General features: G+C 35.3%; 27 protein-coding genes and 1 tRNA gene. 18 read left to right on the top strand and 10 right to left on the bottom strand.

Annotated features, from left to right (window positions below; genetic code table 11):
- Positions 1 to 9: 9 nt before the first annotated feature.
- The 10 genes from flgA (at position 10) to fliW (ending at position 7539) form a co-directional block, all read left to right on the top strand.
- Positions 10 to 852 carry a flagellar basal body P-ring formation chaperone FlgA gene (flgA, locus tag M902_RS10395; RefSeq protein ID WP_021267574.1) on the top strand — a complete coding sequence of 281 codons (843 nt, stop codon included), beginning with the start codon at positions 10 to 12 and terminating at the stop codon, positions 850 to 852.
- Positions 849 to 1616 carry a flagellar basal body L-ring protein FlgH gene (locus M902_RS10390; protein ID WP_021267543.1) on the top strand — a complete coding sequence of 256 codons (768 nt, stop codon included), beginning with the start codon at positions 849 to 851 and terminating at the stop codon, positions 1614 to 1616. The genes flgA and M902_RS10390 overlap by 4 nt, the downstream gene beginning before the upstream one ends.
- Positions 1617 to 1619: 3 nt before the next feature.
- Positions 1620 to 2624: a flagellar basal body P-ring protein FlgI gene (locus M902_RS10385; RefSeq protein WP_021267689.1), complete on the top strand. Its 1005-nt coding sequence runs from the start codon at positions 1620 to 1622 to the stop codon at positions 2622 to 2624.
- Positions 2625 to 2753: 129 nt separating this feature from the next.
- Positions 2754 to 3197 (top strand): hypothetical protein, encoded by a 444-nt coding sequence (locus M902_RS10380; RefSeq protein WP_021267622.1) that lies wholly within the window; start codon positions 2754 to 2756, stop codon positions 3195 to 3197.
- Entirely contained in the window at positions 3190 to 3522 is a 333-nt protein-coding gene (gene flgM, locus M902_RS10375; protein ID WP_021267739.1) for a flagellar biosynthesis anti-sigma factor FlgM, read from the top strand. The genes M902_RS10380 and flgM overlap by 8 nt, the downstream gene beginning before the upstream one ends.
- A complete protein-coding gene (locus tag M902_RS10370; protein ID WP_021267726.1) occupies positions 3522 to 4025 on the top strand; it encodes a flagellar protein FlgN in 504 nt (167 codons plus the stop codon). Before flgM ends, M902_RS10370 begins: the two co-directional genes overlap by 1 nt.
- An 11-nt stretch (positions 4026 to 4036) precedes the next feature.
- Positions 4037 to 5503, top strand: coding sequence for a flagellar hook-associated protein FlgK (flgK, locus tag M902_RS10365; RefSeq protein WP_021267687.1), 1467 nt, complete (start codon positions 4037 to 4039; stop codon positions 5501 to 5503).
- 16 nt (positions 5504 to 5519) lie between these two features.
- Positions 5520 to 6557, top strand: coding sequence for a flagellar hook-associated protein FlgL (gene flgL, locus M902_RS10360; RefSeq protein ID WP_021267746.1), 1038 nt, complete (start codon positions 5520 to 5522; stop codon positions 6555 to 6557).
- Positions 6558 to 6673: 116 nt separating this feature from the next.
- Positions 6674 to 6907 (top strand): carbon storage regulator CsrA, encoded by a 234-nt coding sequence (csrA, locus tag M902_RS10355; protein ID WP_021267493.1) that lies wholly within the window; start codon positions 6674 to 6676, stop codon positions 6905 to 6907.
- A gap of 77 nt (positions 6908 to 6984) precedes the next feature.
- Positions 6985 to 7539 (top strand): flagellar assembly protein FliW, encoded by a 555-nt coding sequence (fliW, locus tag M902_RS10350; RefSeq protein WP_021267423.1) that lies wholly within the window; start codon positions 6985 to 6987, stop codon positions 7537 to 7539.
- A gap of 77 nt (positions 7540 to 7616) precedes the next feature.
- Here the strand turns inward: fliW and M902_RS10345 are convergent, their stop codons facing one another.
- From M902_RS10345 to M902_RS10325, 5 genes are read right to left on the bottom strand one after another with little or no spacing between them, the layout of a single operon-like run.
- Entirely contained in the window at positions 7617 to 8348 is a 732-nt protein-coding gene (locus M902_RS10345; RefSeq protein ID WP_021267654.1) for a lipopolysaccharide assembly protein LapB, read from the bottom strand.
- Between the two features lie 12 nt (positions 8349 to 8360).
- Positions 8361 to 9098, bottom strand: coding sequence for an outer membrane protein assembly factor BamD (locus M902_RS10340; protein WP_052607430.1), 738 nt, complete (start codon positions 9096 to 9098; stop codon positions 8361 to 8363).
- 51 nt (positions 9099 to 9149) lie between these two features.
- Positions 9150 to 10181 carry an AI-2E family transporter gene (locus M902_RS10335; protein ID WP_021267671.1) on the bottom strand — a complete coding sequence of 344 codons (1032 nt, stop codon included), beginning with the start codon at positions 10179 to 10181 and terminating at the stop codon, positions 9150 to 9152.
- The gene (locus M902_RS16030; protein WP_021267683.1) at positions 10174 to 10773 is read right to left on the bottom strand and encodes a cyclic nucleotide-binding domain-containing protein; all 600 of its coding nucleotides are present in this window, start codon (positions 10771 to 10773) and stop codon (positions 10174 to 10176) included. Before M902_RS16030 ends, M902_RS10335 begins: the two co-directional genes overlap by 8 nt.
- Before the next feature lie 9 nt (positions 10774 to 10782).
- The gene (locus M902_RS10325; protein WP_021267629.1) at positions 10783 to 11430 is read right to left on the bottom strand and encodes a tetratricopeptide repeat protein; all 648 of its coding nucleotides are present in this window, start codon (positions 11428 to 11430) and stop codon (positions 10783 to 10785) included.
- A gap of 72 nt (positions 11431 to 11502) precedes the next feature.
- Here M902_RS10325 and M902_RS10320 point away from each other — a divergent pair, with 72 nt between their 5' ends.
- The 3 genes from M902_RS10320 to M902_RS10310 are packed head-to-tail and all read left to right on the top strand — an operon-like array spanning position 11503 to position 15412.
- The gene (locus M902_RS10320; RefSeq protein WP_021267507.1) at positions 11503 to 12870 is read left to right on the top strand and encodes an aminotransferase class III-fold pyridoxal phosphate-dependent enzyme; all 1368 of its coding nucleotides are present in this window, start codon (positions 11503 to 11505) and stop codon (positions 12868 to 12870) included.
- Positions 12871 to 12889: 19 nt separating this feature from the next.
- Entirely contained in the window at positions 12890 to 13891 is a 1002-nt protein-coding gene (locus tag M902_RS10315; RefSeq protein ID WP_021267703.1) for an arginine N-succinyltransferase, read from the top strand.
- Positions 13892 to 13900: 9 nt separating this feature from the next.
- Complete coding sequence (locus M902_RS10310; RefSeq protein WP_021267414.1) at positions 13901 to 15412, top strand: aldehyde dehydrogenase family protein; 1512 nt, start codon at positions 13901 to 13903, stop codon at positions 15410 to 15412.
- Here the strand turns inward: M902_RS10310 and M902_RS10305 are convergent.
- Positions 15409 to 15927: a hypothetical protein gene (locus M902_RS10305; RefSeq protein ID WP_021267486.1), complete on the bottom strand. Its 519-nt coding sequence runs from the start codon at positions 15925 to 15927 to the stop codon at positions 15409 to 15411. The genes M902_RS10310 and M902_RS10305 overlap by 4 nt on opposite strands.
- A gap of 179 nt (positions 15928 to 16106) precedes the next feature.
- Here M902_RS10305 and M902_RS10300 point away from each other — a divergent pair.
- Positions 16107 to 16181, top strand: a tRNA-Asn gene (locus M902_RS10300).
- A 120-nt stretch (positions 16182 to 16301) separates the two neighbouring features.
- Positions 16302 to 17606: an HEXXH motif-containing putative peptide modification protein gene (locus tag M902_RS10295; RefSeq protein WP_021267675.1), complete on the top strand. Its 1305-nt coding sequence runs from the start codon at positions 16302 to 16304 to the stop codon at positions 17604 to 17606.
- On the opposite strand, the gene M902_RS10290 is transcribed toward M902_RS10295, so the two are convergent.
- Positions 17607 to 19130, bottom strand: a complete 1524-nt coding sequence (locus M902_RS10290) for a CDC27 family protein (RefSeq protein ID WP_021267581.1) — start codon at positions 19128 to 19130, stop codon at positions 17607 to 17609.
- A 152-nt stretch (positions 19131 to 19282) separates the two neighbouring features.
- Between M902_RS10290 and M902_RS16025 the strand changes: the two genes are divergently transcribed.
- Positions 19283 to 19732, top strand: coding sequence for an FHA domain-containing protein (locus M902_RS16025; RefSeq protein WP_021267708.1), 450 nt, complete (start codon positions 19283 to 19285; stop codon positions 19730 to 19732).
- On the opposite strand, the gene M902_RS10280 is transcribed toward M902_RS16025, so the two are convergent.
- On the bottom strand, positions 19729 to 20064 hold the full coding sequence (locus M902_RS10280) for an iron-sulfur cluster assembly accessory protein (RefSeq protein WP_021267694.1): 336 nt from the start codon (positions 20062 to 20064) through the stop codon (positions 19729 to 19731). The genes M902_RS16025 and M902_RS10280 overlap by 4 nt on opposite strands.
- 87 nt (positions 20065 to 20151) lie before the next feature.
- Here M902_RS10280 and M902_RS16020 point away from each other — a divergent pair, with 87 nt between their 5' ends.
- Positions 20152 to 20706 carry an FHA domain-containing protein gene (locus M902_RS16020; RefSeq protein WP_021267547.1) on the top strand — a complete coding sequence of 185 codons (555 nt, stop codon included), beginning with the start codon at positions 20152 to 20154 and terminating at the stop codon, positions 20704 to 20706.
- Positions 20707 to 20713: 7 nt separating this feature from the next.
- On the opposite strand, the gene M902_RS10270 is transcribed toward M902_RS16020, so the two are convergent.
- Positions 20714 to 21268 carry a cob(I)yrinic acid a,c-diamide adenosyltransferase gene (locus tag M902_RS10270; RefSeq protein WP_021267650.1) on the bottom strand — a complete coding sequence of 185 codons (555 nt, stop codon included), beginning with the start codon at positions 21266 to 21268 and terminating at the stop codon, positions 20714 to 20716.
- On the bottom strand, positions 21268 to 24417 hold the full coding sequence (gene icmF, locus M902_RS10265) for a fused isobutyryl-CoA mutase/GTPase IcmF (protein ID WP_021267743.1): 3150 nt from the start codon (positions 24415 to 24417) through the stop codon (positions 21268 to 21270). The genes M902_RS10270 and icmF overlap by 1 nt, the downstream gene beginning before the upstream one ends.
- A 171-nt stretch (positions 24418 to 24588) precedes the next feature.
- On the opposite strand from icmF, the gene M902_RS16015 reads away from it, so the two are divergent.
- Positions 24589 to 25029: a 4Fe-4S dicluster domain-containing protein gene (locus tag M902_RS16015; protein WP_021267740.1), complete on the top strand. Its 441-nt coding sequence runs from the start codon at positions 24589 to 24591 to the stop codon at positions 25027 to 25029.

Below are 25029 nucleotides of genomic sequence, written 5' to 3'. Positions count from 1 at the left end.
GAAGAGAGAGTGTTTAAATTAATTCTTTTAACATTTGTTGCAACCTTTTCATTTGCAAGTGATTGTGAAGTATCGATGGCGCAAAAGAACTATCGTATTGAAAACTCTGTAATAAATTATAAGTCTAAAAATTGTAATCGTTCTCAACTTGAAATTCTTAATGAAATTCTTATTTCAGCACATGGTAATTTCTACTTAAATCATAGTAGAGATCTTAAAGAGAATGACATTAACTTTCTAACTAAAGATTCAGTAATAATAAATTTAGATGAGTCAGTCAAAACTCAATTTACAATTCCAGATGATTGGAAAGTCACTTTCAAATCTAGAAGTCCAATTAAGTCAATAACAACAGATAATTTAACAACACTCGAACTGATGTGTAACGACTGTAATAAGCTTGGTCAAAATAAATTAAAAATATCATTTGATGGTATGACAAAGTGGTTAGATATCGTTATTCAAAAGCCAGTCAGAGCTGTGGTTGCGAAGAATGAAATCGGTTTAAGCTTTAAGTCAATCAATACAAATAATGTCGAAGAAAAGACTATCTATACAACAGATGAAAAAGCTGTTTTTAAAAATTTAAATGAAATTGCTTTCTATAAAACGAATAAAGTTATCTCACCAGGTGAAACGATTAATAAGAGAGATATCTCCCCTATTAACCTAGTCACATTTGGTGTTCCTGTAAAAGTAATCCTTAATAACAATGGAATTAAATTAACTGGTCAAGCACTACCAATGTCGACAGGCAAGTTACAAGATTTCATAAAAGTGAAGAATTTGAAAACTAATAAGGTATTCACAGCGAAAGTAATTGGACTCAATGAAGTGAAGGTAGATTTATGAGAAAAGTTTTATTTTTAACATTAGCACTACTAACAACATCATGTGCTAACTATATTAACAAAATGTATAACGAACTAGATGGTGTTAACCAAAGAGAGCTAGAACAAAAAAGAGCAAATGTTGATAATACATTCGATCAATATCGCAACTCATATGGGGACAGAAGACAAACTTCTTCCAATACTCCTAATATGGCCCCTCAGGTTAAAAGAAGATATAACAATAATCAATTATCACAACGTCAACAACCGCAACCAAAAAGAGTAACTGCAAACAATTTCCATGACCATGGAAATACTGGCAGCCTTTGGGCCGGGAATGGAAACGAAAACTATCTATTTACAAAAAATAAATGGAAACGAAACGGTGATATTATTCTAGTAAACGTTCAAACTCGTCTTAAGAATGATATTACAATGGAGCTCAAAAGAGCTTTTCCACCGATGCCCACACTTGCAGGTCAAAATCCAGAAAGTACAACAGCTACGACAACACCTGGTCAGCCTCAAGCACCTGCAGCAGCAGGAGCTGAAGAAGGTGAAGACACAAGTGCATCAAATAAAATTCATGACAAAATATCTGGAGTTATTGTGGAAGAGATCAGTAGAGATCACCTACTTGTACGTGGACAAAAAAATGTACTTTTTAAAAATCGTAAACACCTAGTTGAGTTACAAGCATTGATATCACGTAAAGATATCAATGAAGACGATACAATTGATTCGACAAAATTTTTAGAAAGCTCTGTAACGGTATTGAGGTAATTAATGTTTAAAAAGTTAATTTTTGGTCTTATCCTTTTATCTTTTGGAACTCATATTGAGGCAAAGATGAGTCGTTTAAAAGACCTAGTGGATGTTAAAGGCGTTCGAAAAAACCCTATCGTTGGTTATGGTTTAGTTGTTGGACTAAATGGTACTGGGGATGGTGGTGGAGAAGTAACAAATACTTCTCTTAAACGTATGTTTCAAAAGCTTGGACTTAATCCACAAAATGAAATTAGTTCAAAGAACGTTGCGGCAGTAATTGTTACAGCTGAACTCCCATCATTTAGCCGAGTTGGACAAAAAATGGATGTAAAGGTTTCATCAATTGGTGATGCTTCTTCTCTTGCAGGAGGAACGCTTCTGATCACTCCACTTAAAGGCGGTGACGGAAATGTTTATGCTGTAGCAAATGGATCAATTTCAATTGGTGGCCTAGAAAATGGTAAGAAATTTGCGACAACAGGACTTATTCCACAGGGTGCAGTTGTTGAAAGAGAGTTACAATTAGATTTCGATAAGAAGAAATCATTGAGACTTGCACTCAAGAGTCCAGACTTCACAACTGCTGCTAGAATTGAAAAAACTATCAATCAAGAACTAGGTGGAAAGTATGCCATAGCAAAGGACTCAAATACTGTTGATATTATTGTACCAATACAGTACCAAAGAAAAATCGTACAACTTTTAGCGATTATCGAAAATTTTAAAGTTCATACAGATCGTATTGCTAAAATCATCATCAATGAGCGAACAGGTACTATTGTTGCAGGTGGAGATATTACCGTTGAAGCGGTTGCGATTTCTCATGGTGGACTAAATATTCAGGTTAATAACAAGAAGAAAGATGGTGATGATGGAAATATTCGTTTAGTTGACAAGACAACTACACTAAATGATCTTGTTAAAAGCCTAAATGCATTAGGTGCGACGCCGGAAGATTTAATTTCGATTTTTCAAGCACTTAAGAGAAATGGTGCACTAGTTGGAGAAATTGAGTTAATTTAACTTTCAATGTCAAATAGCATTTTTTACCATTTTTAAGAGCTGGGTATAAAAAAACTAAAAAAAATGTTAAAATATTAATGATAATGGGCTTTTCAAGGATTGAACGGCCAGAAACTCAGGATGAGTATTATGAATGAAATCAAAATTCATAGACCACAAATACAAAACGCAAATGCGCAAAAATCTGTACGTCCTGCAAATTCTGACAAGTATATTCCTGAAGAGATCAAAGGTGCGGCCCAAGGGCTAGAGGCACAATTTAATGAGTTAATGGTTAAAGAAATGACTAAGTCACTTAACAGTGGCGTGCAAAGTACAGCAGGAAATTTCTATAACGGTCTTATGACAAGTGAGCGTGCTAAAGCTCTTGTTAAAGAAGATAGCCAAATACAAAAAATGATTTTGAATGAAATTTATCCAAAGCATATGAGGAATGAACAAAATTATCAAAACTATTTGGACAATAAAAATAAGTATGCACAAAACCAAATTCGAATTGAAGAAGGGCCAACTCAACCTTCTCAATCAATAGCAATGAAGCAGGCAAAACAAATTGGAGTAAAGTATGAGTAGTGTAACAAATACGAGATCAAGTTTCTTTCCAAATGCTAAAACTACGGCCGAGAGATCACAAGAGATCCAGAAGCAAGCTCCAATTAAAAGAAACACGAATGCTCAAAAAGCTTATATTGATAATCAAACAAGAAATGATGCCAGAGTTTCAATACCTGAAGCAGTAAAAGATTTTGCACATATCAAGAAAGCTGTTGATGCAGCACCAGAAGTTGATAACTCTGCAAAGATAGCTGCACTAAAAGCTCAAATCCAAGGTGGAACCTACAAAATGGATTATGACAAAATGGCAGATAAAATTCTTGGGGAAGAGTTCGGAGTATAATGAAAACACAACTAGCAACATATTACTTTCAAATTACAGATATATGGAAGTCACAGTGTGAGCTTCACTATAAATTATTTGATTTAACTTGTGATGAGTACGCTCTCCTACTTGATAGTAAGATTGATGAGCTAGAAGAAAAAGTTTCTAAAAAGTCTGAAATCATTGCAAAGATAGAAGTAAATGAAAAGGCCAGAAACAAGATTCTTTCAAATATTCAAAAGGACTATAAAGAATTAAAAATTAATTCAATCACTGACCTAGTTGAATTCTTCTCAAAGTTTGAAGCTGAAAAAGATGGTAAACACTTATTCAGATTCAATAGTCTTTTAGTAGATATTATTGAAAAAATTCAAACACAAAATAAGAAGAATCAACTTTTTATTAACAAAGCACTAAACTCTCTTCGTGAGATCAGAGAAAGTGCAATGGGTACTAAGACAGTATCTACATATAACGCCAAAGGTATCACTCAGCAAAGATCGCTTGAGCGAAATCCTTAATTGGAGATTATTTGTCTACACGTCTGTTAAACATTGCAAATACAGGACTTAACGCCTCTAAGAAATCGCTAGAGGTAACGTCGCATAATATTTCCAATGCAAATACGGAAGGATATTCTCGTCAGCGTGTACACCAACAATCTAATATGCCTCTTATTAAGGATGGATTAATAACTGGTAGTGGTACTAGAATTAAAAGTATTAATCGTGTTCATGATAAATTCGTTGAAAAAAAATTACGTGATAGTCAAAGTAATGAATCCTACTACAATAATAGAGCTGAACAACTAAGTCGCGTTGAAGATATCTTTAATGAAATCGACAATGAAGGTCTTAATCAAATTCTCAATAATTTTTTTAATTCATTTCGTGATCTTGCGAATCAACCAGAGAACGAAACCGTACGTTCAGTTGTACGTGATAAAGCACAATTAATTGTAAAAGACTTTAGAAGAATCGCAGAGACTCTTAACGAGATCTCAAAGAGTATTGATGATAAGATTATGATCTCAGTTAAGGATGCTAATCAACATATAGACTCAATTGCAACATTAAATAGAAAGATTCGAGAACTCGAAGCAACAGGCGATGAAACTGGAGATCTTCGAGATCAACGTGATTTATCAGTTAAGGAATTATCAAAGATTATAAAAATACATACCTATCAAGATGAACGTGGAAATTATAACGTTCAATCTCCTGGCATTGGTACACTCGTTACAGCAGCTCAATCACAAAAACTTGGAACGTATGTGTTTGGTAAAGATGAATCAACTAATGGTCAAGATGGCTCAATGGAGATCTTCTGGGCAAGTCGTTCCGGTCAACAAATTACTGAAAAATTTCAAGGTGGTTCACTAGGTGCCGTAATTAAAGTTAGAAATAATGACGTCAAACAATTAAAAGAAAAGCTAGACCAGACAGCATACGAATTTATGAATTACGTCAATGCAATCCACAGAAGAGGATATGTTAATCGCGAGATTCAAACAGATGTTAATGGTAATCCAGTATCAATGGATAACAAAGGGCCGACGACAGGAAATAACTTCTTCTCAGCACCTATGAAAATAGAGGGAGCTGCGCTTAACATTGACCTAAGTGATGCGATCAAATCAGATATTTCAAATATAGCAACAGCACTATCTCCAAATAGTCCCGGGGATAACCGTGTTGCTATTGCAATCTCTAAACTACAACATGAGAGATTAATGTCAGGTGGTACAGCAACACTTGAAGAGGACTATCTTAAAACAGTAGGTAATGTTGGACTTGAAACAGGTAAGGCCAAACTAGACGCTGAACAATCAGAAGGATTACTAGCACAGGCCAACTCAATTCGTGAAAGAATTAGTGGTGTTTCAATCGATGAAGAAGCGGCAAATATGATTAAGTATCAGCACGCATATGAAGCTGCTGCTAAAGTAATGAAAACAGCAAACGAAATGTTTGATACTGTCTTATCAATTAAGCAGTAATTAGGATTATTGAAAAATGACTAGAGTGTCAGAAAATTCAACGACTCTTTCGATTAGACATACGCTTAATAAGCACAAGTCTAAAATGGAAGACCTGCAAATGAAGGGAACAACTCTTAAGAGTATGCGTAAACCTTCAGATAATCCTGCAGCAAATATTGAAGCACTTCAGATATCTAGTGTAACAAAAGATAATTCCCAATTTAAAAGAAATGCAGACTTCGCACTTCTTCAATTAAATATCACAGAAAAAGCTCTTGAAAACCTAACAGATATTATGGGAAAGGCCAAAGAGATTGCTATCGCGCAATCTTCAGATATCTACAATGAAGATGTTAGAAACAATGTTGCCAATGAAGTTAAGCAACTTAAAAATCTGGCCCTTTCAATTGCAAATAAGCGTGTTGGACAACGCTATATTTTCTCGGGTTTTAAAACACTGGATACTCCATTTAATGAAAATGGCGAGTATAAAGGTGACAATGGCCATATCACTTTAGAGGTCGGAAAGGATTTCTTCGTACAGGTTAACCTGCATGGTAAAGAAGTATTTATGGCCGAATCTGAAACAGATTCACAAGTGACTCATCCCTTAGAAAAATTTCCTGAAATGGCGAATTCTCGAGAAAAAAGTAAAAATCGCGAGATTATGTCCGAAGAAAATAATCGAGAGATCGCATCAAGCCCAATAGGCGTAGATGCTGGTAAATATAAAGAATCCGCTAATCTTTTTGGACTTCTAGATTCACTTGCAATCTCTTTAGAAAATAATGACCCTGATCAAATTCAAAATCTTTTAGAGAAATTTGATACAGCGGTAACACGTCTCGTTACATTACGAACACGTGTAGGCTCAGTCGCAAGTTCAGTCATGACAAATGTGAACACGATTGATGCAAATAATATCGACAATATGGAAAGAAAGAGCAAGCTGGTCGATGCTGATGTAACTGAATTATTCTCAGACATTACGCGTCAGCAAGAAATCTTGAAAACTGCGTACAAAACATCTGAAGGGCTTCTAAACAAGAACCTATTGGACTTTCTACGCTAACACGCTGCTGCTACTTTTTTTTTATTTAGTTGATTTTTTACTTGATTTTTAAAGTTATGAATAATATATGAACCATTACCTGATGAATCAGGACGGTTCAAAATTGAGGATGTGAAATGCTGGTTTTAACAAGGAAGCTAGGGGAAAGTATAGCGATCGACGATCATATTAAGATTGTCGTTGTGCAAATTAAAGGCAAACAAGTTCGACTTGGTATCAAGGCCCCAAAAGAAACAAAAATTCACCGCGAAGAAGTCTATAAAGCTATCCAGGAACAAAATTACGAAGCTTCCCAAGCTGGCCCAGAGAGTCTGTCTGACTTAACGGATGCGCTGCGAAATAAGAAATAAATTCCGCTTGCTCTTTTGCCCCTACGGCTGTTAAAATCTGTTATCAAGTTCTTAAACTTGAATTCGGAGGAACGACAGTGAAAGTAAGCACAACACGATTTGGGGAATTAGAAGTTAACAATAAAGATATTATCAGGTTCGAAGAAGGTATTCTTGGTTTTGAGAATCTTAAGGACTTCTTTGTTGTTGATCCAGGTGATCAGACTCTAATCCTATGGCTTCAATCAACTGATGACGGTGCAACAGCATTCCCAATCATTGAGCCAAAAATTTTTAAAGAAGATTATTCAATTAGCCTACTACCGGCAGAACTTAATAGCCTAAAACTAGAAAACCTTTCTAATGCAAGCGTTTATACAATCCTTACTATTCCAACGGATGTAACTCAAATGTCGGCTAATCTAAAGGCGCCAATCATTATTAACAATGATTCACACAAAGCTCGTCAAATTGTTCTTCAAGACAATAAGCTTGAAGTAAAATTTGAAATGTATAATGCACTTAAAAAGTCGATCATGAATTTCCACTCTGATGATTCTGTTCGTACAAATGTAAGTGTTGCCACAGAGCCAACTGTTGTAGAGCAATCATCTTCAACAGAAACTTCAGTTGATCATTCAGCAGAAGCTTAATTCTATTTCCCAAAAGAAATTATATAAAAGAAAAGCACCAGTAATGGTGCTTTTTTTATTTTCAAATTTTAAATTATTTAAAGTGTTGTCTCAGTTGCATTCTTTGCAAAATTTAAATACATCTGCGCTTCACTATTAAGAGGATCAACAGAAATTACTTTTTCCCACTCACTAGTCGCACTTAAGATATCACCTTTACCATAGTTAAGAACACCAAGAGCAATTCTACCTGGAAGATAATCTGGCCTTTCATTTTTTAAACTAGAAAGTTCTTCAAAAGACTTATTAACAAAACCTTTCTTTGCGTAAACCTTGGCCATCTTTACTCGTGCCTCTAAGTTTGAAGGATCAAGTTTTAAGACTTTTCCATATTCAAATAAAGCTTCATCGTAACGATTATAAGTTAGATATAGATCAGCTAACTCATAGTGCTTGAGCGCAAATTTTCTATCTATATGATTATCATTAAGCTCATCACTCTTTGAGTTAACTTTAACTTTTTGAGATGCTATTTGAAAAATTTTACTCGCTTCTTCGTATTGACCAATATCATTATAAAGAACTGATAAACTAACTGCCGCATCTGTATGGTCTGGTCTTACCTCTAGAACTTTTTTAAATGCTTTAATTGCTTTTGATATCTCACCTGTTAAGTGAAAGATATTAGCAATATTAAAAAGTGCATCAGCATCTTTAGCATCAATTTCTAAAAGTTCATTATAAATAGAAATCGCTTTATTATACTCACGATTTTCAAAAGCAACTTTGGCCTTCTTTGATAATTTTTCTTGTTCAAAAGATTTCATCATACTCGAAGTCCCCTATTCCATACACTTTTTAATGTCTTTCTTTAAATTAGAAAGATCTTTATCTTTGTATAAGTAGCGATAGTTTTTAAAAACTAATTCACATAATTCTGGTCTAGCACTTTTCAAACCAATGTGGACGAGCCTATCACTTGCCAGCTTCTTTACACTATCATCACTGAATTGAGCTAAAAGTTGTTCATAACGAAATGAAGCCGATTGCCAATCCTTTGTTTTAAAGTAGAAATTTGCAATATATAATTCCTTATCTTTAATCATTTTATAGCACTCATCAATTTTTTCTCTGGCGTCTTTTAGATATTCAGATTGAGGATATAAACTTCTAAGCTCATTAAAATACTTTATGGCCTGTTTAGCAGGTGTTAGATCACGATCAAAAGTCGAAGGCTTTTGCTTATAATAAGCTTCAGCAATTTTAAAAGTAACATAATCCATTTTAGGATGTTTCGGGTGAAAGTCCTTAAATAGCAAGTATGCAGCAGCGGCCTCTTCAAAGTTTTCTTGCTTATAAAGAATATCCGCCTGCATAAGTTCAGCAGAGGTCGCGTAATAACTATATGGATATTGAGATTTAATTTTATTAAGTTTTTCTAACGCCATGATATAGCGTTCAGATTTAACTAGTCTTTCAGCTTCTTTAAATAGTACTTCAGCTTCAGTACTTCCTTGCGGACGATTAACTGCGCATGACGTCATTAATAGAATGAAAATGATTGATATAAGTTTGTGCACATTGCCCCCTATAGAGGCAATTCTAGCACTTTCTAGCAAGGCCCGTCAAAGCTAATAACGCTCTTCGTATACGTCCTTAAGCATCTGGTTTATAAGAAGTTTAGCGGCCGCTGCAAGTGGAATTGAAATGATCATTCCAGTAATGCCCAGAAGTTGCGATCCAAGGATCACGCTGACCACAACAAGAACTGGGTGTAAGTCAACAATCTTAGAGACAAGTAATGGGAAGACGATTGCAATATCAATAACGTTTGCAACCATATAGAGAATAAACGCACCACCAAAGTGAGTTCCCATTCCATATTCTGCAGCAATGAAAATAAATGCAGGAATAGCTCCAAATACTGGACCCAGGTAAGGAATAATATTTGTCACTGCTGCAAGTAAGCCAAATAAAAGAGAAAATCTAATATCGAGAAAAAATAGTCCCGTAAAAATAATGATTCCTAGAATACTGGCTTCAATAACTTTCGCTAAGATATAGTCACCAATCTGGCGATTAAATTGAAATGAAAGATGGTAAAGCTTTTCAAAGTACTTATTTGGAAGAAGTCTTGTTACACGCTCCCTGAAATTTCTCATATCTTTTAGAGTAAAGAATAAGAAAAGAGGTACAATAAAGAATAATTCAAGTGCAGATCCTAGATACTTTGGAACTAAAAGAACAAATGCACTAAACTCATCTTTAATAAAATTCATTGATTGTAGGAGATAACCACTACTTAAGTGGTAGCCGGTACGATCAGCAACAAATGCTTGCAGCTGCGCGTATACAGACTTCAGAAAATTTTCGACTTTTGGAATATAGACTTCAAGGTTATTTACTTCACTAACCATTAAAGGTGTAACCTTTACAATAGGGTAGATCGTTAAAAAAAGTAGAAGTGTAACAACAAGTGCTGACGAAGCCGTACGGTTTATCCCAAATCTTTCAAAAAATAAGAGGAGTGGATTTAGAATAAGCGTTAGCACATAACAAATTAATAACGGTGTTGCGACTCGTGGAAAAACGAAGAATAACAACATCGAAGAGACGATAAATAAACCGAAAATAATGGCCCTAAGACGATCATTACTAGTCATTCTTACCAATCTCTTCTTTCATTTTAACAACTTCATCTTTCAAATGAGAGTTTTCAACCTTAAGCTTTCTAATTTCACGAGCTAGAATATGAAGTTTTTTTACAACAAGTTCACTCATGGCCTGTAAAAACTTTGAAGAAAGGGCCGGCTTTTCTGAAATCATTAATTGAACATCTGGTTTAAAAATTCCCAGAAGTTCTAGTGGCTCAACAGCAGTTGCTGTTACTGATCTCTTGTGACCATCTTCTAAAAGTCCTATTTCTCCCATGTAATCTTTGCGATCGAGATTTGTTACATGAAATTTTTTACCATTTCTCTCCGTCGAAAGCTCAACTCTTCCTGAAACAATTATATAGAACCCAATACCAAAATCACCTTCTTTGAAAATAACTTCACCTTTTTCATAGGTTCTTTTATGAAAGTATTTTGATAACTGAAATAGCTCAAACTCCCCTAAGCTTCTTAGAATTACGGTATCCCTTAATAAGTACGGAATAGTTACCTTATTACTTTTAATGAGAGGATTAATAGACCACAAAAACTTTATTAAATTAATGTCAATGCGATCTTCTTTTGAATACTTTTCAGTCATATATGGCCTTTAATAGAATTCAATATTTTCAGCTTTTATCCATCCCTTAGCTTCGCTAGGCCAATAGATAAAGAACCAATTATCGTTTTTCTTAGAAGTGATAACTCTTAAACCTTCTTTGGCAATTTGATTATGTTCAAAAATTGCTGAAGGGCCCTCAAAGATATCTGCATTCTTCATAACAATGGCATTTTTGTAACTACCTTTCAAATAGACATTACTAAAAATAAGCGGCGTCAATGAAATCAGAAAGAATGAAAAGATAATGGCCTTATGCAACTTTGTCTTCAAATTGAAAATTAATGTAATAATTAAAAGAATCAATGAAAAACTTGTAAAGTAAACAGTAGGAATATCCATTGCCTTAGCAACAAAACTCACATCCTGACTCACGAGGTCATAGTGCGATTTAATATAATTAATATTATTAGTAACAAGCTTGTCTTGTTGCCCGAGCTTATAAGACTTCTCTAAATTTAAACGGGCCGCACCAATGTCTTCTAATTTAAGATATGCAGTGCCCAAATTATAGAAATACTGCGCATCAACGAATAAATCTTTATTCTTAATTAAGAGATTCTTATAGCCTTCATAATCTTTATTTTTATAAAGGTCTTCTAATTCTTTTAGTGGATTTCCTGTGTTAGTATCTGACATAAATTTATTATCTAATTGGCTTGTAGCGTTTGCAAGTGAGTGATAATTCTACCACATAAAAAGAGGTTGGATATGGAATACGGTGTAAGAAATAACGAAATAAATGATCAGTTTGATAAACTATTCTCTTCAATTCTTAAGGAGCAAAAGAATTTCATGGAAGTTCGAGGTCCTCAGGAGGAAAAGAAGAACTTAGTAGAAGAAACTTTAAAAAAATATAATCAAGAAAGAGGAAAGGGAATTTACTTCAACTACGTTTCTTCGGGACGTGGACATGGCCCTTTTACAGAACTTATAGATGGATCAGTGAAATACGATCTAATTGGTGGTATTGGACCTAACCTACTTGGCCACTCGCACCCAATATATATTAAGTCACACCTTGAAGCAGCTCTTGGTGACACAGTAATGTGTGGAAACCTACAACCCTATCCACAGGCAATTGAATTAACGAGTAATCTACTAAAAGCAGTAGAAAAAAGTAACCTTAAGCACTTTTGGTTTACAGGTTCAGGAAGTTTTGCAAATGACCTGGCACTAAAGCTTGTTTGGCAAAAGAAAGACCCTGCCTACCGTGTAATCGCATTTCAAAAAGCTTTTGCAGGTCGCTCAGTAGCAACTCAAGATATTACACATAATGCGAATTACCGCCAAGGTATGCCAAAGTCTCTTGATGTTGATCACGTTCCTCACTTTGATCAAAATAATCCAGAAGATTCACTCAAAAATACACTAGCAGCACTAGAAGAAGTAACTTCAAAATACCCGAATCAACATTGCGCACTTATGCTTGAAATCATTCAAGGAGAAGGTGGCTTCATTTTTGGTCCTAAAGAGTATTATGAAGAAATCTTTAAGTGGGCAAAGAAAAAGGGTATCTATATCTGGGTAGATGAAGTTCAAACTTTTGGACGTACAAGAGAATTATTTGCATTCCAAACAATGGGTCTCGATAAGTATGTCGACATTGTTTCTGTTGGAAAGGCACTACAAGTATGTGGTGTTCTATTTAGCGAAGAACTAAACCCTAAGCCAGGGCTTATTGCTGGAACATTCAATGGTTCTGTTTCTGCACTATCAACAGGTAGCAAGCTTGTTAAATATCTTACTGAAGGAAACTTCTATGGGGAAAGTGGAAGAATTAAAGAACTAGAAGATAAGTTTATTTCAAGACTTACACACCTTATGAAGAATTCATGCCAAGATAAGATTACTTATGTTGGAGGAATCGGAACAATGATTGCATTTGAAGTTGGAGATTCATCAACTGAAACTGTATCGAGTTTTGTGAAGAGCCTATTCGATAATGGAATTATTGCCTTTATGGCGGGGAAAGAGCCTACAAGAGTTCGTCTACTATTGCCTCTTGCAATGACTGATGAACATATTGACGACATTATCTCAATTATCGAAAAAACCGTACTTGAACAAATTAAGTAGAATTAAATAGGAAGACTAGATGTTTAAGATTAGACCCGTAAGAGCAGATGACTTAGAAGACTTGTATGACCTTTCAGGTCTCTACACATTTATTAACCTTCCCCCAGACAAAGAGCTTATAAGCTCTAAAATAGAAAGCTCTCTAAGATCTTTCAAACAAAAAAGTGATAATCTTTCTAATGATCATTACATTTTTGTGCTGGAAGATCTTGAAGCATCACGAGTCATTGGCTGCTCAATGATTCACGCTAGGCATGGTGATGAAGAAGAACCACACTTTTATTTAAAAGTAGGACAAGAAAATAAATTTTCGGAGTCTATAAATACTGGTTTCATCCATGGCACACTAAAACTTGGCTATGATACAGATGGTCCAACCGAAATTGGTGGACTTATTCTCGATCCTACATATCGAGGTAATCCATTTAAGCTTGGTAAAGTTTTATCTTTCTCACGTTTTCTCTATATGGGACTTAATAAGGATCGATTCAAAGAAACAATTCACTCAGAGCTCATGCCTCCGTTTGATGCTGATGGGAAGTCACCACTTTGGGAAGCTATCGGCCGTCGATTTTTAAATATGGAATATCATGATGCCGATGTTCTGAGTCGTAAGAATAAAGAGTTTATTCTTAGCCTCTTCCCGTCAGGTACAATCTACGAAACTCTACTTCCAATAGAAGCAAGGGATGCCGTTGGGAAAGTAGGTGCCGATACTGAACCTGTTAAAAGAATGCTTGAGTCTATTGGATTCAAATATACTCACGAAGTTGACCCTTTTGACGGTGGGCCTCACTATCGATGTCAACTCGATGATATAAAGCCTGTTAAAACAATTCAACAAGCACAAATAAAGAAAGGTAAAACAAGTTCACCTAAATTCTATCTTGTCGTTACTGACAATAAAGAGTTTGAAATTGTTTGTCTAAAAGGTAATTTAAACAATGATATACTAACTGTAGATGAGCCATCATCATTTGGATTAGATGATGGTGCAGTTAAAATAATAATGGCGATCTAAGGAGAAGATATGTTTCAACTGAAAGGATCATTTTATAACAATGAATTTATCGCATTTGATGATTCAGTAAATTTAAGAAATGACAGAACTATTACTCGCGAGTGTCCTAGTGATACTTCGAAAACACTTTGGAATTTAAATGTAAACTACGCACATATAGAAGAACTAATTGACTCTGCTCACAAGGGTTTTCAAACATGGAGAAATACTTCAATTGAAGAAAGGATTGATGCCTTAAGAAGATATCAAGAAGTACTTAAAACAAAGCAAGATCAAATTGCAACAGCAATTGCTCTTGAAGTTGGAAAGCCTCTGTGGGAAGCTCGTACAGAAGCAGCAGCATTAATTGCAAAAGTAGATGTAACGATCGCGGCATCACTTCCAAGAATTGAAACGAAGAATATGGAAGGTATCGCTCCTGGTACAAATGCACATATCTATTACAAACCAGTTGGTCCAAGTTTTATAATAGGGCCTTTTAACTTTCCTTGCCACTTAGCAAACGGGCAAATCACAGCAAACCTAATCTCGGGTAACTCAATCATTTTTAAACCAAGTGAAAAGACATGTTACTCAGCTCAGTTAATGTTTGAATGTCTTGCTGAAGCAAAGTTCCCAATTGGAGTTGTAAACCTTGTTCAAGGGGATGGTGAAGTAGCAAGAAGAATTATTAAAGACAAGAGAGTCAAAGGTATCTTCTTCACAGGTTCTAAAGAAGTAGGACAGAAGATTCTAGAGACAACACATACAGACCTTTCAAAACTTGTTTCTCTAGAGTTAGGTGGTAAAAACACTTCTATCATTGATGAAACAGCAGATCTTGATTATGCAATTGAAGAACTATTAACAGGTTCATACCTAACAGCTGGTCAACGTTGTACTTCAACTGGCCTAGTTGCTATTCACGATTCAATTAAAGACGAATTTATTTCACGCTTCCATGATTTAGCTAAAAAAATCATTGTAGATCATCCAATTGATCACAAAGTTGAACCTTTTATGGGTCCATTAATTGATCAAGCTTCCCTTGATCAGTACCTCCTATTTATGGGAATGGCCAAGAGAGAAGGCTTACAAGAAGTCATGCGTGGAAAACAACTAGAAAGAGAAACACCTGGCTACTTTGTTTCTCCTTCTATCCACTATGCTGATAAGTTGATTCCAAAGAGTCACTTCCTTGCAAATGAAATTTTTGGACCTAATGTTACATTTGTCGGTTATAACGATTTTGATGAAGCAATAAATATTGCAAACTCAACTGAATACGGCCTGGCTGCTTCTGTCTTCACAAAAGATCACGCACGCTTTAAGCACGCTGTGAATAATATTGATGCTGGTTTAGTAAACTTAAACCGTGCAACAGTTGGAGCACATTCTAAGTTACCATTTGGTGGTGTTAAGAATTCTGGAAATTATCGCCCTGCTGCAGTCGCTACTGTTGATCACTGTGTTTATCAACTTGCAACACTTGAGATTGATTCTCCAAGTGCAAGTGGAAATATTAAAGGATTAGCAGATTAGTAATGTTTCTTATTAACCAGGACACCTGTCGAAGAATTCTTTGACAGGTCTCTTCGGTTTTTTCTTTCCTGTTCAAGATCAACAACTGAATTCTTAGCATACAAATCTAAAACTTCACGACTCTTTAAACGTGTATAAACAGTTTTAAATTTTTCTTTCTCATTAATAATGAAAGTACTTGTTTCAACTGGTTTTGCGCCAGGGTGAACTTTACCTGATTCAAACTTAACCTTTGTGACAAATTGATTAATGAATTGATCAACTCTCGGACCAGTCGTAATTACTACATCAGGCCCTAATTCAGACACTTGTGAAGCTTCAAAACGCTCTGGAAATGGGATTACCTTAGCTAGGCCATGTTGTGAGTAAGAAATTTTATCACCACGGTTTTGAGCAAGTAATAAATCCGTAAGTGCATCTTTTGCAGAAGCATCACCTAGAGTTGTTAAGTCAGAAGCTTCCTCTGGAGTTAACACTCTTAATAAGTTACGAATTAAGTTACTTTGAGTCATCATAGTCGTTATTTTACCTCAGTATCTGAGTATGCTTGTCGGTTTTTGAAAAAAAAAATTTAGTCATTTTAGCCAGCAGCCAATAAATTCAACAAGTTAGGCGAGACTAAATATTTTTCCCATAAAAGAAAATATTTACAATTTGAAAAAACGAGTTTATAAAATTAACTACTTAAGATTGCTGGGATGTGGCGCAGCGGTAGCGCAGTAGACTGTTAATCTATTGGTCGCGAGTTCGAATCTCGCCATCCCAGCCATTCTTTTGTATCCGCTTTTAAATCCCCCAAACATTCATATTAACTAATAAGCATCATAAGAATTTATCTTATCTTGTTATAGTGTTATATCTGTAATGAATTTTCACTTATGGATATCTTATGAATAAATTTAATCACTTCATTAAAAACAATCACGCATTTAAAGAATCATACTTCGAAGGTTTAGTCCTTTATCGTGAAGATGCAAAGACAAATGAAGATGAGAACAAGCTTATTTCTCAAAAATTTCAAGACTTTTATAAAGAAGCCATCTTCTCTAAAAAGCTAGATACTTACTCTAACCTCAATTTCTATTGGTTCAACCTTATTGAGGCGCTTATAGAGATCATTTCATATCATAGTGAATTTGAAGTTGGTGAAGACTTTGAGATGAGTGAGTCAGAAGATGCTATCTTTAACTTCTGGCATGACAGTAATTTAGCAAAGATATTCTTAAACTCGCTTAATGAATCAAAGGATCTTTTAGCTGAATCCAAAAAGCTCGTTACTGTTTTAGAAGACAATATTATTGCGTTTTTCAATATTCACATAAAAGAAGAAATCACTAGCGATCTTATCTATTTAAATATTCCAGAACTTGGAGATGATAATTTATCTGTTTATCAAAATGGCCAACGAATTATCTTTAATGATCTTGAAGACAAAGTTTTAGCTAAGCTTAATGAAAAATCACAAAAGAGAAAGGCAGCTGTTTCTAATATTGATGAGCTTAAAATTATCTTCTACTCTGAGCTAGAAAATACCTCAAAAGAGATGACAGCAAAAATTGAAAAGGCCTATCGCCGACTTGAAAAATATACTCCTCAACTTTTCGTGGTTCTTAAGGAATTTACACAAAATATCATTCCTATTAATGAAAAAGGGATTGTTAGCTACTCAATGCAAACTCTTCCAGGATACTCATCTATTAATACATACGATAGAGATGATATGGACTTAATGGATGATCTGCTTCATGAGAATGGTCACCATGTTCTAAATAGCTACTTGAATCAAGAAGAGCTCTTAGAGGAGCTTGAAGAAAAAATATATTACAGTCCATGGAGGCGAGCTCTTAGGCCAATTAGAGGTATTTACCACGCTTATATGACGTTTTACTGGGCACTTGAACTATTCTCCTCACTTTCTCGACTAGAGGTACACGATTTCACGGATTCTGAATTTAAAAAGATTCAAGAGCGTGCTATCGAAGAGTATTATATGTTGCAATTCTGTGAACTAGATTTGGAAAAGGCATATAAAGAAGAAATCGTTTCTGCTGAAGGTTATGAAGTATATCTACAATTCAAGGCCATGGTGGACTCACATAGAGAGCATATTTTTACACTTGAAAAGCATTTAAATTCTAATGCCGTAGAAGAACTGAAAAATGAACTTCTAGCGGCACGTAACGAATATTATTAATTATAATTTTGAGATTTTAGATTTTAATGCCTGCATTTCATTTGCGGGCATTAATTCACCTTGGGAAGTGGCAATCGGCATTCCCGCTTCAATAATGCTTAGGCAATCGTCATACTTTTTTTGCTTAAATAAGATCTTCGACTTAAGCAGGTAAGCAACTGAATACTTAGGGTTTTCTTTAAGAACGATTTCAATATGGCCCATGGCCTTTTCAAATTTATCATTACTAAAGTGAATATCAGCTAGGCCATAATTGGCAACAACATCATTTTCATCAATGGCCAATACTTTATTAAACATATCAAAGCGACGAGCACGGTCTTCTTTTTCAGCACGCTCTCGTTCTTCTTGTTCTTTTTTGAACTTAGCTTCATCTCCAAAGCGCTTAAATGAAGCAACAGTCGCTAGCGACTTCTCCTCTTCAGCTTCTTCGATTTTACCCAATTTCATAAGATAGAGAGACTTATTCGTATGCGCCATGACAGAGTTTTCATCTACTTTTAAGAGCTCATCCATAACATCAATGGCCTTTTGATGATCACCATTATTTCCTAGGATGACACCTTTTGACTCATACGCATCTGCATAATGAGGGTTAAAAGAAATCACTTGATCTAAGATCATGATGGCCTCATTTACTTCACCCTGATGAAATCGCTTAACGGCTTTATTAAAATAGTGCTCACTTATTTCCAATTTATCTTCTTTAATAATTGGATATGTAAGTATACGAACTGTGCCTCCGTCATATTCTATTTCTAAACCATTAATCAATAAATCTCGAGGGACTCTTACCACAGATAAGTAAAAATCATCAGTCTTAAAAGAATTAAGGACCTTTACCTTCTTATCCTTTAAAATAGTTTCCTCTTCTATTTGATTCTTGGAGATTAATAGGACTGGATAACGAGCAGCTCCTCTACGACTTTCAATTTTAGATGCTGTTTCTTGCCCTAGGAAACACCCTTTATTATAACTGATAGCAAATTCATTTAATCTTGTTTCATTAATTAAGTTAGTGCGCTCAACTGTAACATCTAGCTGCGGCCATCCAGTTAAGACGCATAGCTGATTATGAAAATCTGTTATTGGCAACTGTTCACTTATAAATCCAATATAACCTTCATTATCAAAAATACTAATTGGTACAAACCCTTCACTAGAACGTGACGATAGTGCAGCAATTAATTGAGTATGCTTAATCGTGATATCTTCCATAATGATGAACTTCTCTAACTCATTAACTGTTTCATCTGCAATTTTTGAATCGACGATAATATAGAAAGCCTGATCAATATTCACAAGATAGAAAAAAGAAAACACCCGACCATTTCGATCCAATCGACAGGCGAGCGTCCCACCATTCTCTAACTTGGCGACATCTGCAGTAATCTGTCTTTGTAAATAGTCTCTTGTTTCATCACCGATGAATTTATAAACATTATGTCCATTTAATGAGATAGTATTCTCACTGAAGAAGAATTCATAAACCTGTTCTTTTACATATGTATCATCAATCATCATATCAATAATTTACTTCACAGCCTTTCTAATTACTAGACCCTTGCCAACATTTTTTACCGCTTCACAACACAAGTCTTTAATCATAGGCGGTAAAAAATATTAAATATAATTTAATTACACTAAGTGATACAATTTCAAAAAAGGGATATAAAATGGCCGTTAAACTGAAAATTCAATCAAAGCAAGAATCATATATTGTAATTTTAAAACCAAATTTAACATTTGGCCGAAGTAAAGAAGATGCTGATATATTCTTAAATGACTCAAAAGTATCTTCAGTCCATTTTCAAATATTATTCGATGGTGATGAAATTCTAGTTAAAGATCTAGGTTCAAAGAACGGCACCCATATTAATGGAAGACGCATCGAGGAAGAAATCACTTTATATACATACGATGTAATAACAGCGGGAAATTTTAGTATCAGACTAGATCAAAAATCTTTAAATAGCTTAGAGCTTTCTAAATTTTCTCGACAGGACGAACCTAATGCTTGGGGAGAGAATATTTCCAATATTCACAAGACCCTTCGCTTCACCCTTGAAGAGGAAAAAAGAAAAGTACAATTAAAGAAAAGAACCAAAGTTAAAAGTAAGGCCTAAACACTAAAGCTTTCACCACAACCGCAAGTATTCTTTGCATTTGGGTTTTCAAAAACAAAGCCTTTACCATTAAGGCCGTCTTTAAAGTCTAAAGTAATACCACTTAAGTAAATTGATGATTTTGGATCCACAAGAATCTTAATCCCCTCTAATTCGATAATATTGTCCGAATCTTTTGGAGCATCAAAATCGATATTATAAGATAGACCTGAACAACCACCACCAATCACACCTAGGCGTAAACCGAAGTCCTCAGTTGAGCGATCTTCACTCGTGAAAATATTTTTTATTTGCGCAACAGCTTTTGGCGTCACATTTAATAACTCGTTCATATAAACCTCTAATATTACGTAGGTAATAATGACCAATACCTAAATTATATCATATTGATGATATACTTTATATAGGAGCAAGAAACAATGTCTATCTCATTGATTATTAAGAGCGGTGAAAATAAAGCTAAGGTTCTTATTAAACCTAAATTAAGCTTTGGACGCTCTAAGTCGTCGGTTGATATTTCTATCGATGACTCAAAAATTTCATCTAAACATCTCGAAATTACTTATAAAGATAAGGAAATTATTGTTAAAGACCTAGGCTCAACTAATGGTACCTATATTAACAATAAAAAAGTCATAAGTGATCAACGCCTTTATATTTACGAAACAATTCGCATTGGTAGCTGTATTATTTGTATCGATTTAAATGATCTAACGGAGCTTGAGTATAAATACCTTACTCGACCAATTGACCCGAATGAAGATGCGCACGATAACACGCAAACTACAACGGCCCTTGCAGACCAAACAGGTTTCTTAGCGTTAAATAATCTTTCATTAGAAAAGCAGAAAGTAAAAGCTGAAGCAAGCAAAAACCAACCAATAAAAAGAACAAAAAAGAAAGTCACAAAGAAGAAGAGAGTTCATTCAGAAGATAAAACTGTTATGACTAAAATCTTAAAGTTCTTTAAGTAATGCTAATCTAATCTTTCTTTGGAACCCATGGAATATCCTTTATATTCTCATGCTTATTTAAAAATCGTGCAACGATAAAGAAATAATCAGATAATCGATTTAAATATTCTAAATCGATAGGATCGACATCCCCTATTTCAACAGCTTCTCTCTCTACCTGCCTTGTTTTTGTTCGACAAATATGAACATTAGCGGCCGCAACGCTTCCACCAGGAAGGATAAAGTATTTAAGTGGATCAACAACAGAGTCAAAATAATCGATCTCGCCTTCAAGATGAAGGATATCTTCAATACTTAATTTAGGAAGCTTAAAATTGTCTCGGTCCTCTCTAAGGGTTGCGAAGTTAGAACCGAGAACAAAAAGGTTTTCTTGAATTGAATTAAAAGTATTCTTAACTCTTGAAACATCAATATGACAAAGTGAAAGACCTACAAAACTATTTAATTCATCCAGGTTTCCATAAAGATTGATACGTGCATTGGCCTTTGAGACTCGCTGTCCACCAACAAGACTTGTTTCACCTTTATCACCTGTACGAGTGTAGATCTTAGACTTCTTCATTACATATTCCTTCTGTACTTCCCACCAATCTCATAAAGTAGATTAGTAATTTGTCCAAGAGAACAATAGTTAACTGTTTCAATAAGCTCTGCAAATATATTTCCACCAGAAAGTGCAACTTCTCTAAGCTTGTTCAATGCTTCTTCAGATTTATCAGCATTTCTTTCTTTGAAATCATTTAAACGAGAAATTTGACCTTTCTTTTCTTCGTCACTACAACGAGAAAGCTCAATTTCTTGATTTAATTGCTCATCAATATTGTCAGCAATGTAAGTATTTACACCAATGATAGGAAGCTCTCCAGAGTCTTTTAGTGTCTCATAATAAAGAGACTCTTCTTGAATTTTTGATCTTTGATACATACTTTCCATTGCACCAAGAACTCCACCCTTATCAGAAATTCTTTCAAATTCTGTTAAGATTGCTTCTTCTACTAGGTCTGCTAGCTCTTCAATAACATAGGCACCTTGCATTGGATTATCAGATTTATTTAAACCAAACTCACGGTTTATAATCATTTGAATTGCCATAGCACGTCTTACAGACTCTTCTGTTGGAGTTGTAATCGCTTCATCATAAGCATTTGTGTGAAGAGAGTTACAATTATCTGATAGAGCTAAATAAGCCTGAAGTGTTGTTCTGATATCATTGAAGTCAATTTCTTGAGCATGTAGTGAACGTCCAGAAGTTTGAATATGATATTTGAATTTTTGTGACTTATCGTTTGCACCATACTTATCACGCATTGTGATTGCCCAAATCTTTCTAGCAACACGTCCGATCACTGAATACTCAGGATCAAGTCCATTTGAGAAGAAGAAAGATAGATTTTGCGAGAACTCATCAATATTTAGTCCACGAGCAAGGTAGTACTCTACAAATGTAAAACCGTTTGCAAGAGTGAAAGCAACCTGAGTAATTGGGTTCGCTCCTGCTTCAGCAATATGGTAACCAGAGATTGAAACTGTATAGTAATTTTTAATCTTTTGCTGACAGAAGTACTCTTGAACATCTCCCATCATCTTAAGAGCAAACTCAAGAGAGAAAATACAAGTGTTTTGAGCTTGATCCTCTTTTAAGATATCAGCTTGAACTGTCCCACGAATCTGTTGAAGGATTGCGAGACGTTTTTCAGTGTCGTAGTAGTCATCACCTTTAAGCTTCTGCCTTAAAGCAGTATTTAAATAAAAAGCTAACATAATTGGAGCTGGACCATTGATTGTCATCGAAACTGATGTATATGGATCAGAAAGATCAAAACCATCAAATAGTAACTCCATATCTTCAACAGTTGCAATTGAAACCCCTGCTTCTCCAATCTTACCAAAGATATCAGGACGAAGGTCTGGATCCTCTCCATAAAGAGTTACTGAGTCGAATGCAGTTGATAAGCGTTTTGCCTTATCATCTTTAGATAAGTAGTGGAAACGCTTATTCGTTCTTGCTGGGCCACCTTCTCCAGCAAACATCCTCTTTGGATCTTCATCTGTACGTTTAAATGGGAAAATCCCTGCAGCAAATGGGAAGAACCCTGGCATATTAACATCTCTAATAAATCGATACTGATCGACCTTAGAAGAGAATCTTGGTGTTCCTACCTTTTGAATATCTAGGCCTGAAAGAGAAGTGTATTTTGTCGCAACTTTAAACTCACGATCACGTACGTGGTATGTGAAAGTTCCGTCTTGGTATTGTTTAACGACTGATTGGAATTGTTCGATTTCTTTTTCAACATCTTCGCCAAGTTCTGATTTGAGCTGAGCAAGCTTTGCATCTACTTCATTACTTGGAACAATCTTGCTTGTTATCTCAAGGGCCTCGATATCGCGAAGCTTTTCCATTCTTATTTCAGTTTCGTGATTATAATCACGAGAAGCTTTTGCAATTTCTCTTAAGTAAAGTGATCTTTCGGCCGGAATAATTCTTGTCTTATCGTTACTTGCACGATTTGCAATAATTCCCTCAAGCGGAGCCTGATCAAAATCAAAAGTCTGTGCAATTGCTTGGAATAAAGCGTTTACACCGACATCGTTAAACTTCGACGCCATTGTTCCAAAGATAGGAAGTTCTTCATCTGTTGGCGAACCTGGATGTCCAGCAAATAACTGATGATTGCGACGATATTGCTTTCTAATATCTCTCATTGAATCTTCAGAGCGAGGCTTTTCAAATTTGTTAAGAACAACAAAGTCCGCCTGCTCAAGCATTTCAATTTTTTCAAGCTGTGTTGCAGCTCCATATTCAGGAGTCATAACATAAACACACTTATCAGAAATTTTTGTAATTTCATCTGAAGCCTGACCAATACCAGAAGTCTCAACAATAATTAAATCGAAGTCTTGCTCCTTTAAGAAGTTAACTGTCTTTTTAATTTGTGGAGAAAGTTCTGTTCCAGAATCACGAGTCGCAAGTGACCTGATATAGAAGTTTTCAAAGTTTGCAGAACCTAATCTAATACGGTCACCTAGAAGCGCACCTTGTGTTTTCTTCTTTGTTGGGTCAACTGAAATAAGTGCAACTTTCTTTTCAGGATAGAAACGGTGAAATCTTAAAAGAGTTTCATCAATTAAAGATGACTTACCTGCACCACCGGTTCCTGTAATACCAAGAACTGGAATATTTTTTTCCGAAGAAGGGATTTCAATATCAGCACCATCTTCAATGGCCGTAATAACTTTTGCAAGTTGAGTCTTTGGAAGCTCTTTCGCCTTAGCATCTAATTTGAACCCATCTAGAGTCGAATGAGTTGCTCTCTCAATCATGTCATCAATGATTCCTTCAAGACCTAACTTCATTCCATCTTCTGGAGAATAGATTCTCGTAATACCTTTATCGTGAAGGGCCTTGATTTCCTTAGGAGTGATTACACCACCTCCACCACCGAAGATACGTACATTTGTCGCTCCGGCCTGATCAAGAAGCTCACGAACATATGCAAAGTATTCATTGTGGCCACCCTGATAAGAACTCATGGCAACTGCATTTGCATCTTCATGTAAAACAGCATCGACAACCTCTTGAGCAGAGCGGTTATGTCCTAGGTGAATAACCTCAACGCCCTTTGACTGTAGTAGCCTTCTCATAATATTTATTGATACATCATGGCCATCAAACAAACTGGCCGCTGTGACAAATCTTAACTTTCTCAATGTAAACCTCTGATATCACGTTAGGTAAAAACAATTATTTACCCAAGCTTTTTATCTTTCAATATTGCTAAAGGACTATACCTAATGTATTTTAATCAGGCAAAAATCCCTTTTATGATGCGTTGATATACGTTAAAATACTGCTAATTAACTTAGTATTAGGAATTGCTAATGAGCGAAGATGTTAAATTTTTAGTGGAGAATCCTTACCACTCGGCACGTTTTAAGCCAGCACGTAAGGGTAAGAAAGGTCCAAAGCTACTAGCTGTTGTTCACCAGTCAGGATGTACAGGTTGTGAAATCTGTATTCAAGGTTGTCCGGTTGATTCAATTGAACTTGTTCCAGGTCCTAATCCAACAAACCCACAATTTAATCAAACAGTTGAAATCGACCTAGCTAGATGTATCGGTTGTCAAAACTGTTCTCAAGACTGTCCTTGGGAAACGATTACAATGTATGAGCACAACGATGCTTTTGCTATTTGGGGACGTGAGACACTTAAGTCTGAACTTTATGTTTCAGAAGAGTCACTTAACGAATTACATAACGAATTCGGAATCACTAAAGAAAAACCAAGCGAAGAATCAAATACAGAAGAAGAGAGCGCTTAA

Origin of the sequence: Bacteriovorax sp. BAL6_X (assembly GCF_000443995.1) — a bacterium.
Taxonomy (GTDB): Bacteria; Bdellovibrionota; Bacteriovoracia; order Bacteriovoracales; family Bacteriovoracaceae; genus Halobacteriovorax_A.
This window is presented reverse-complemented; position numbering and strand designations above follow the sequence as displayed.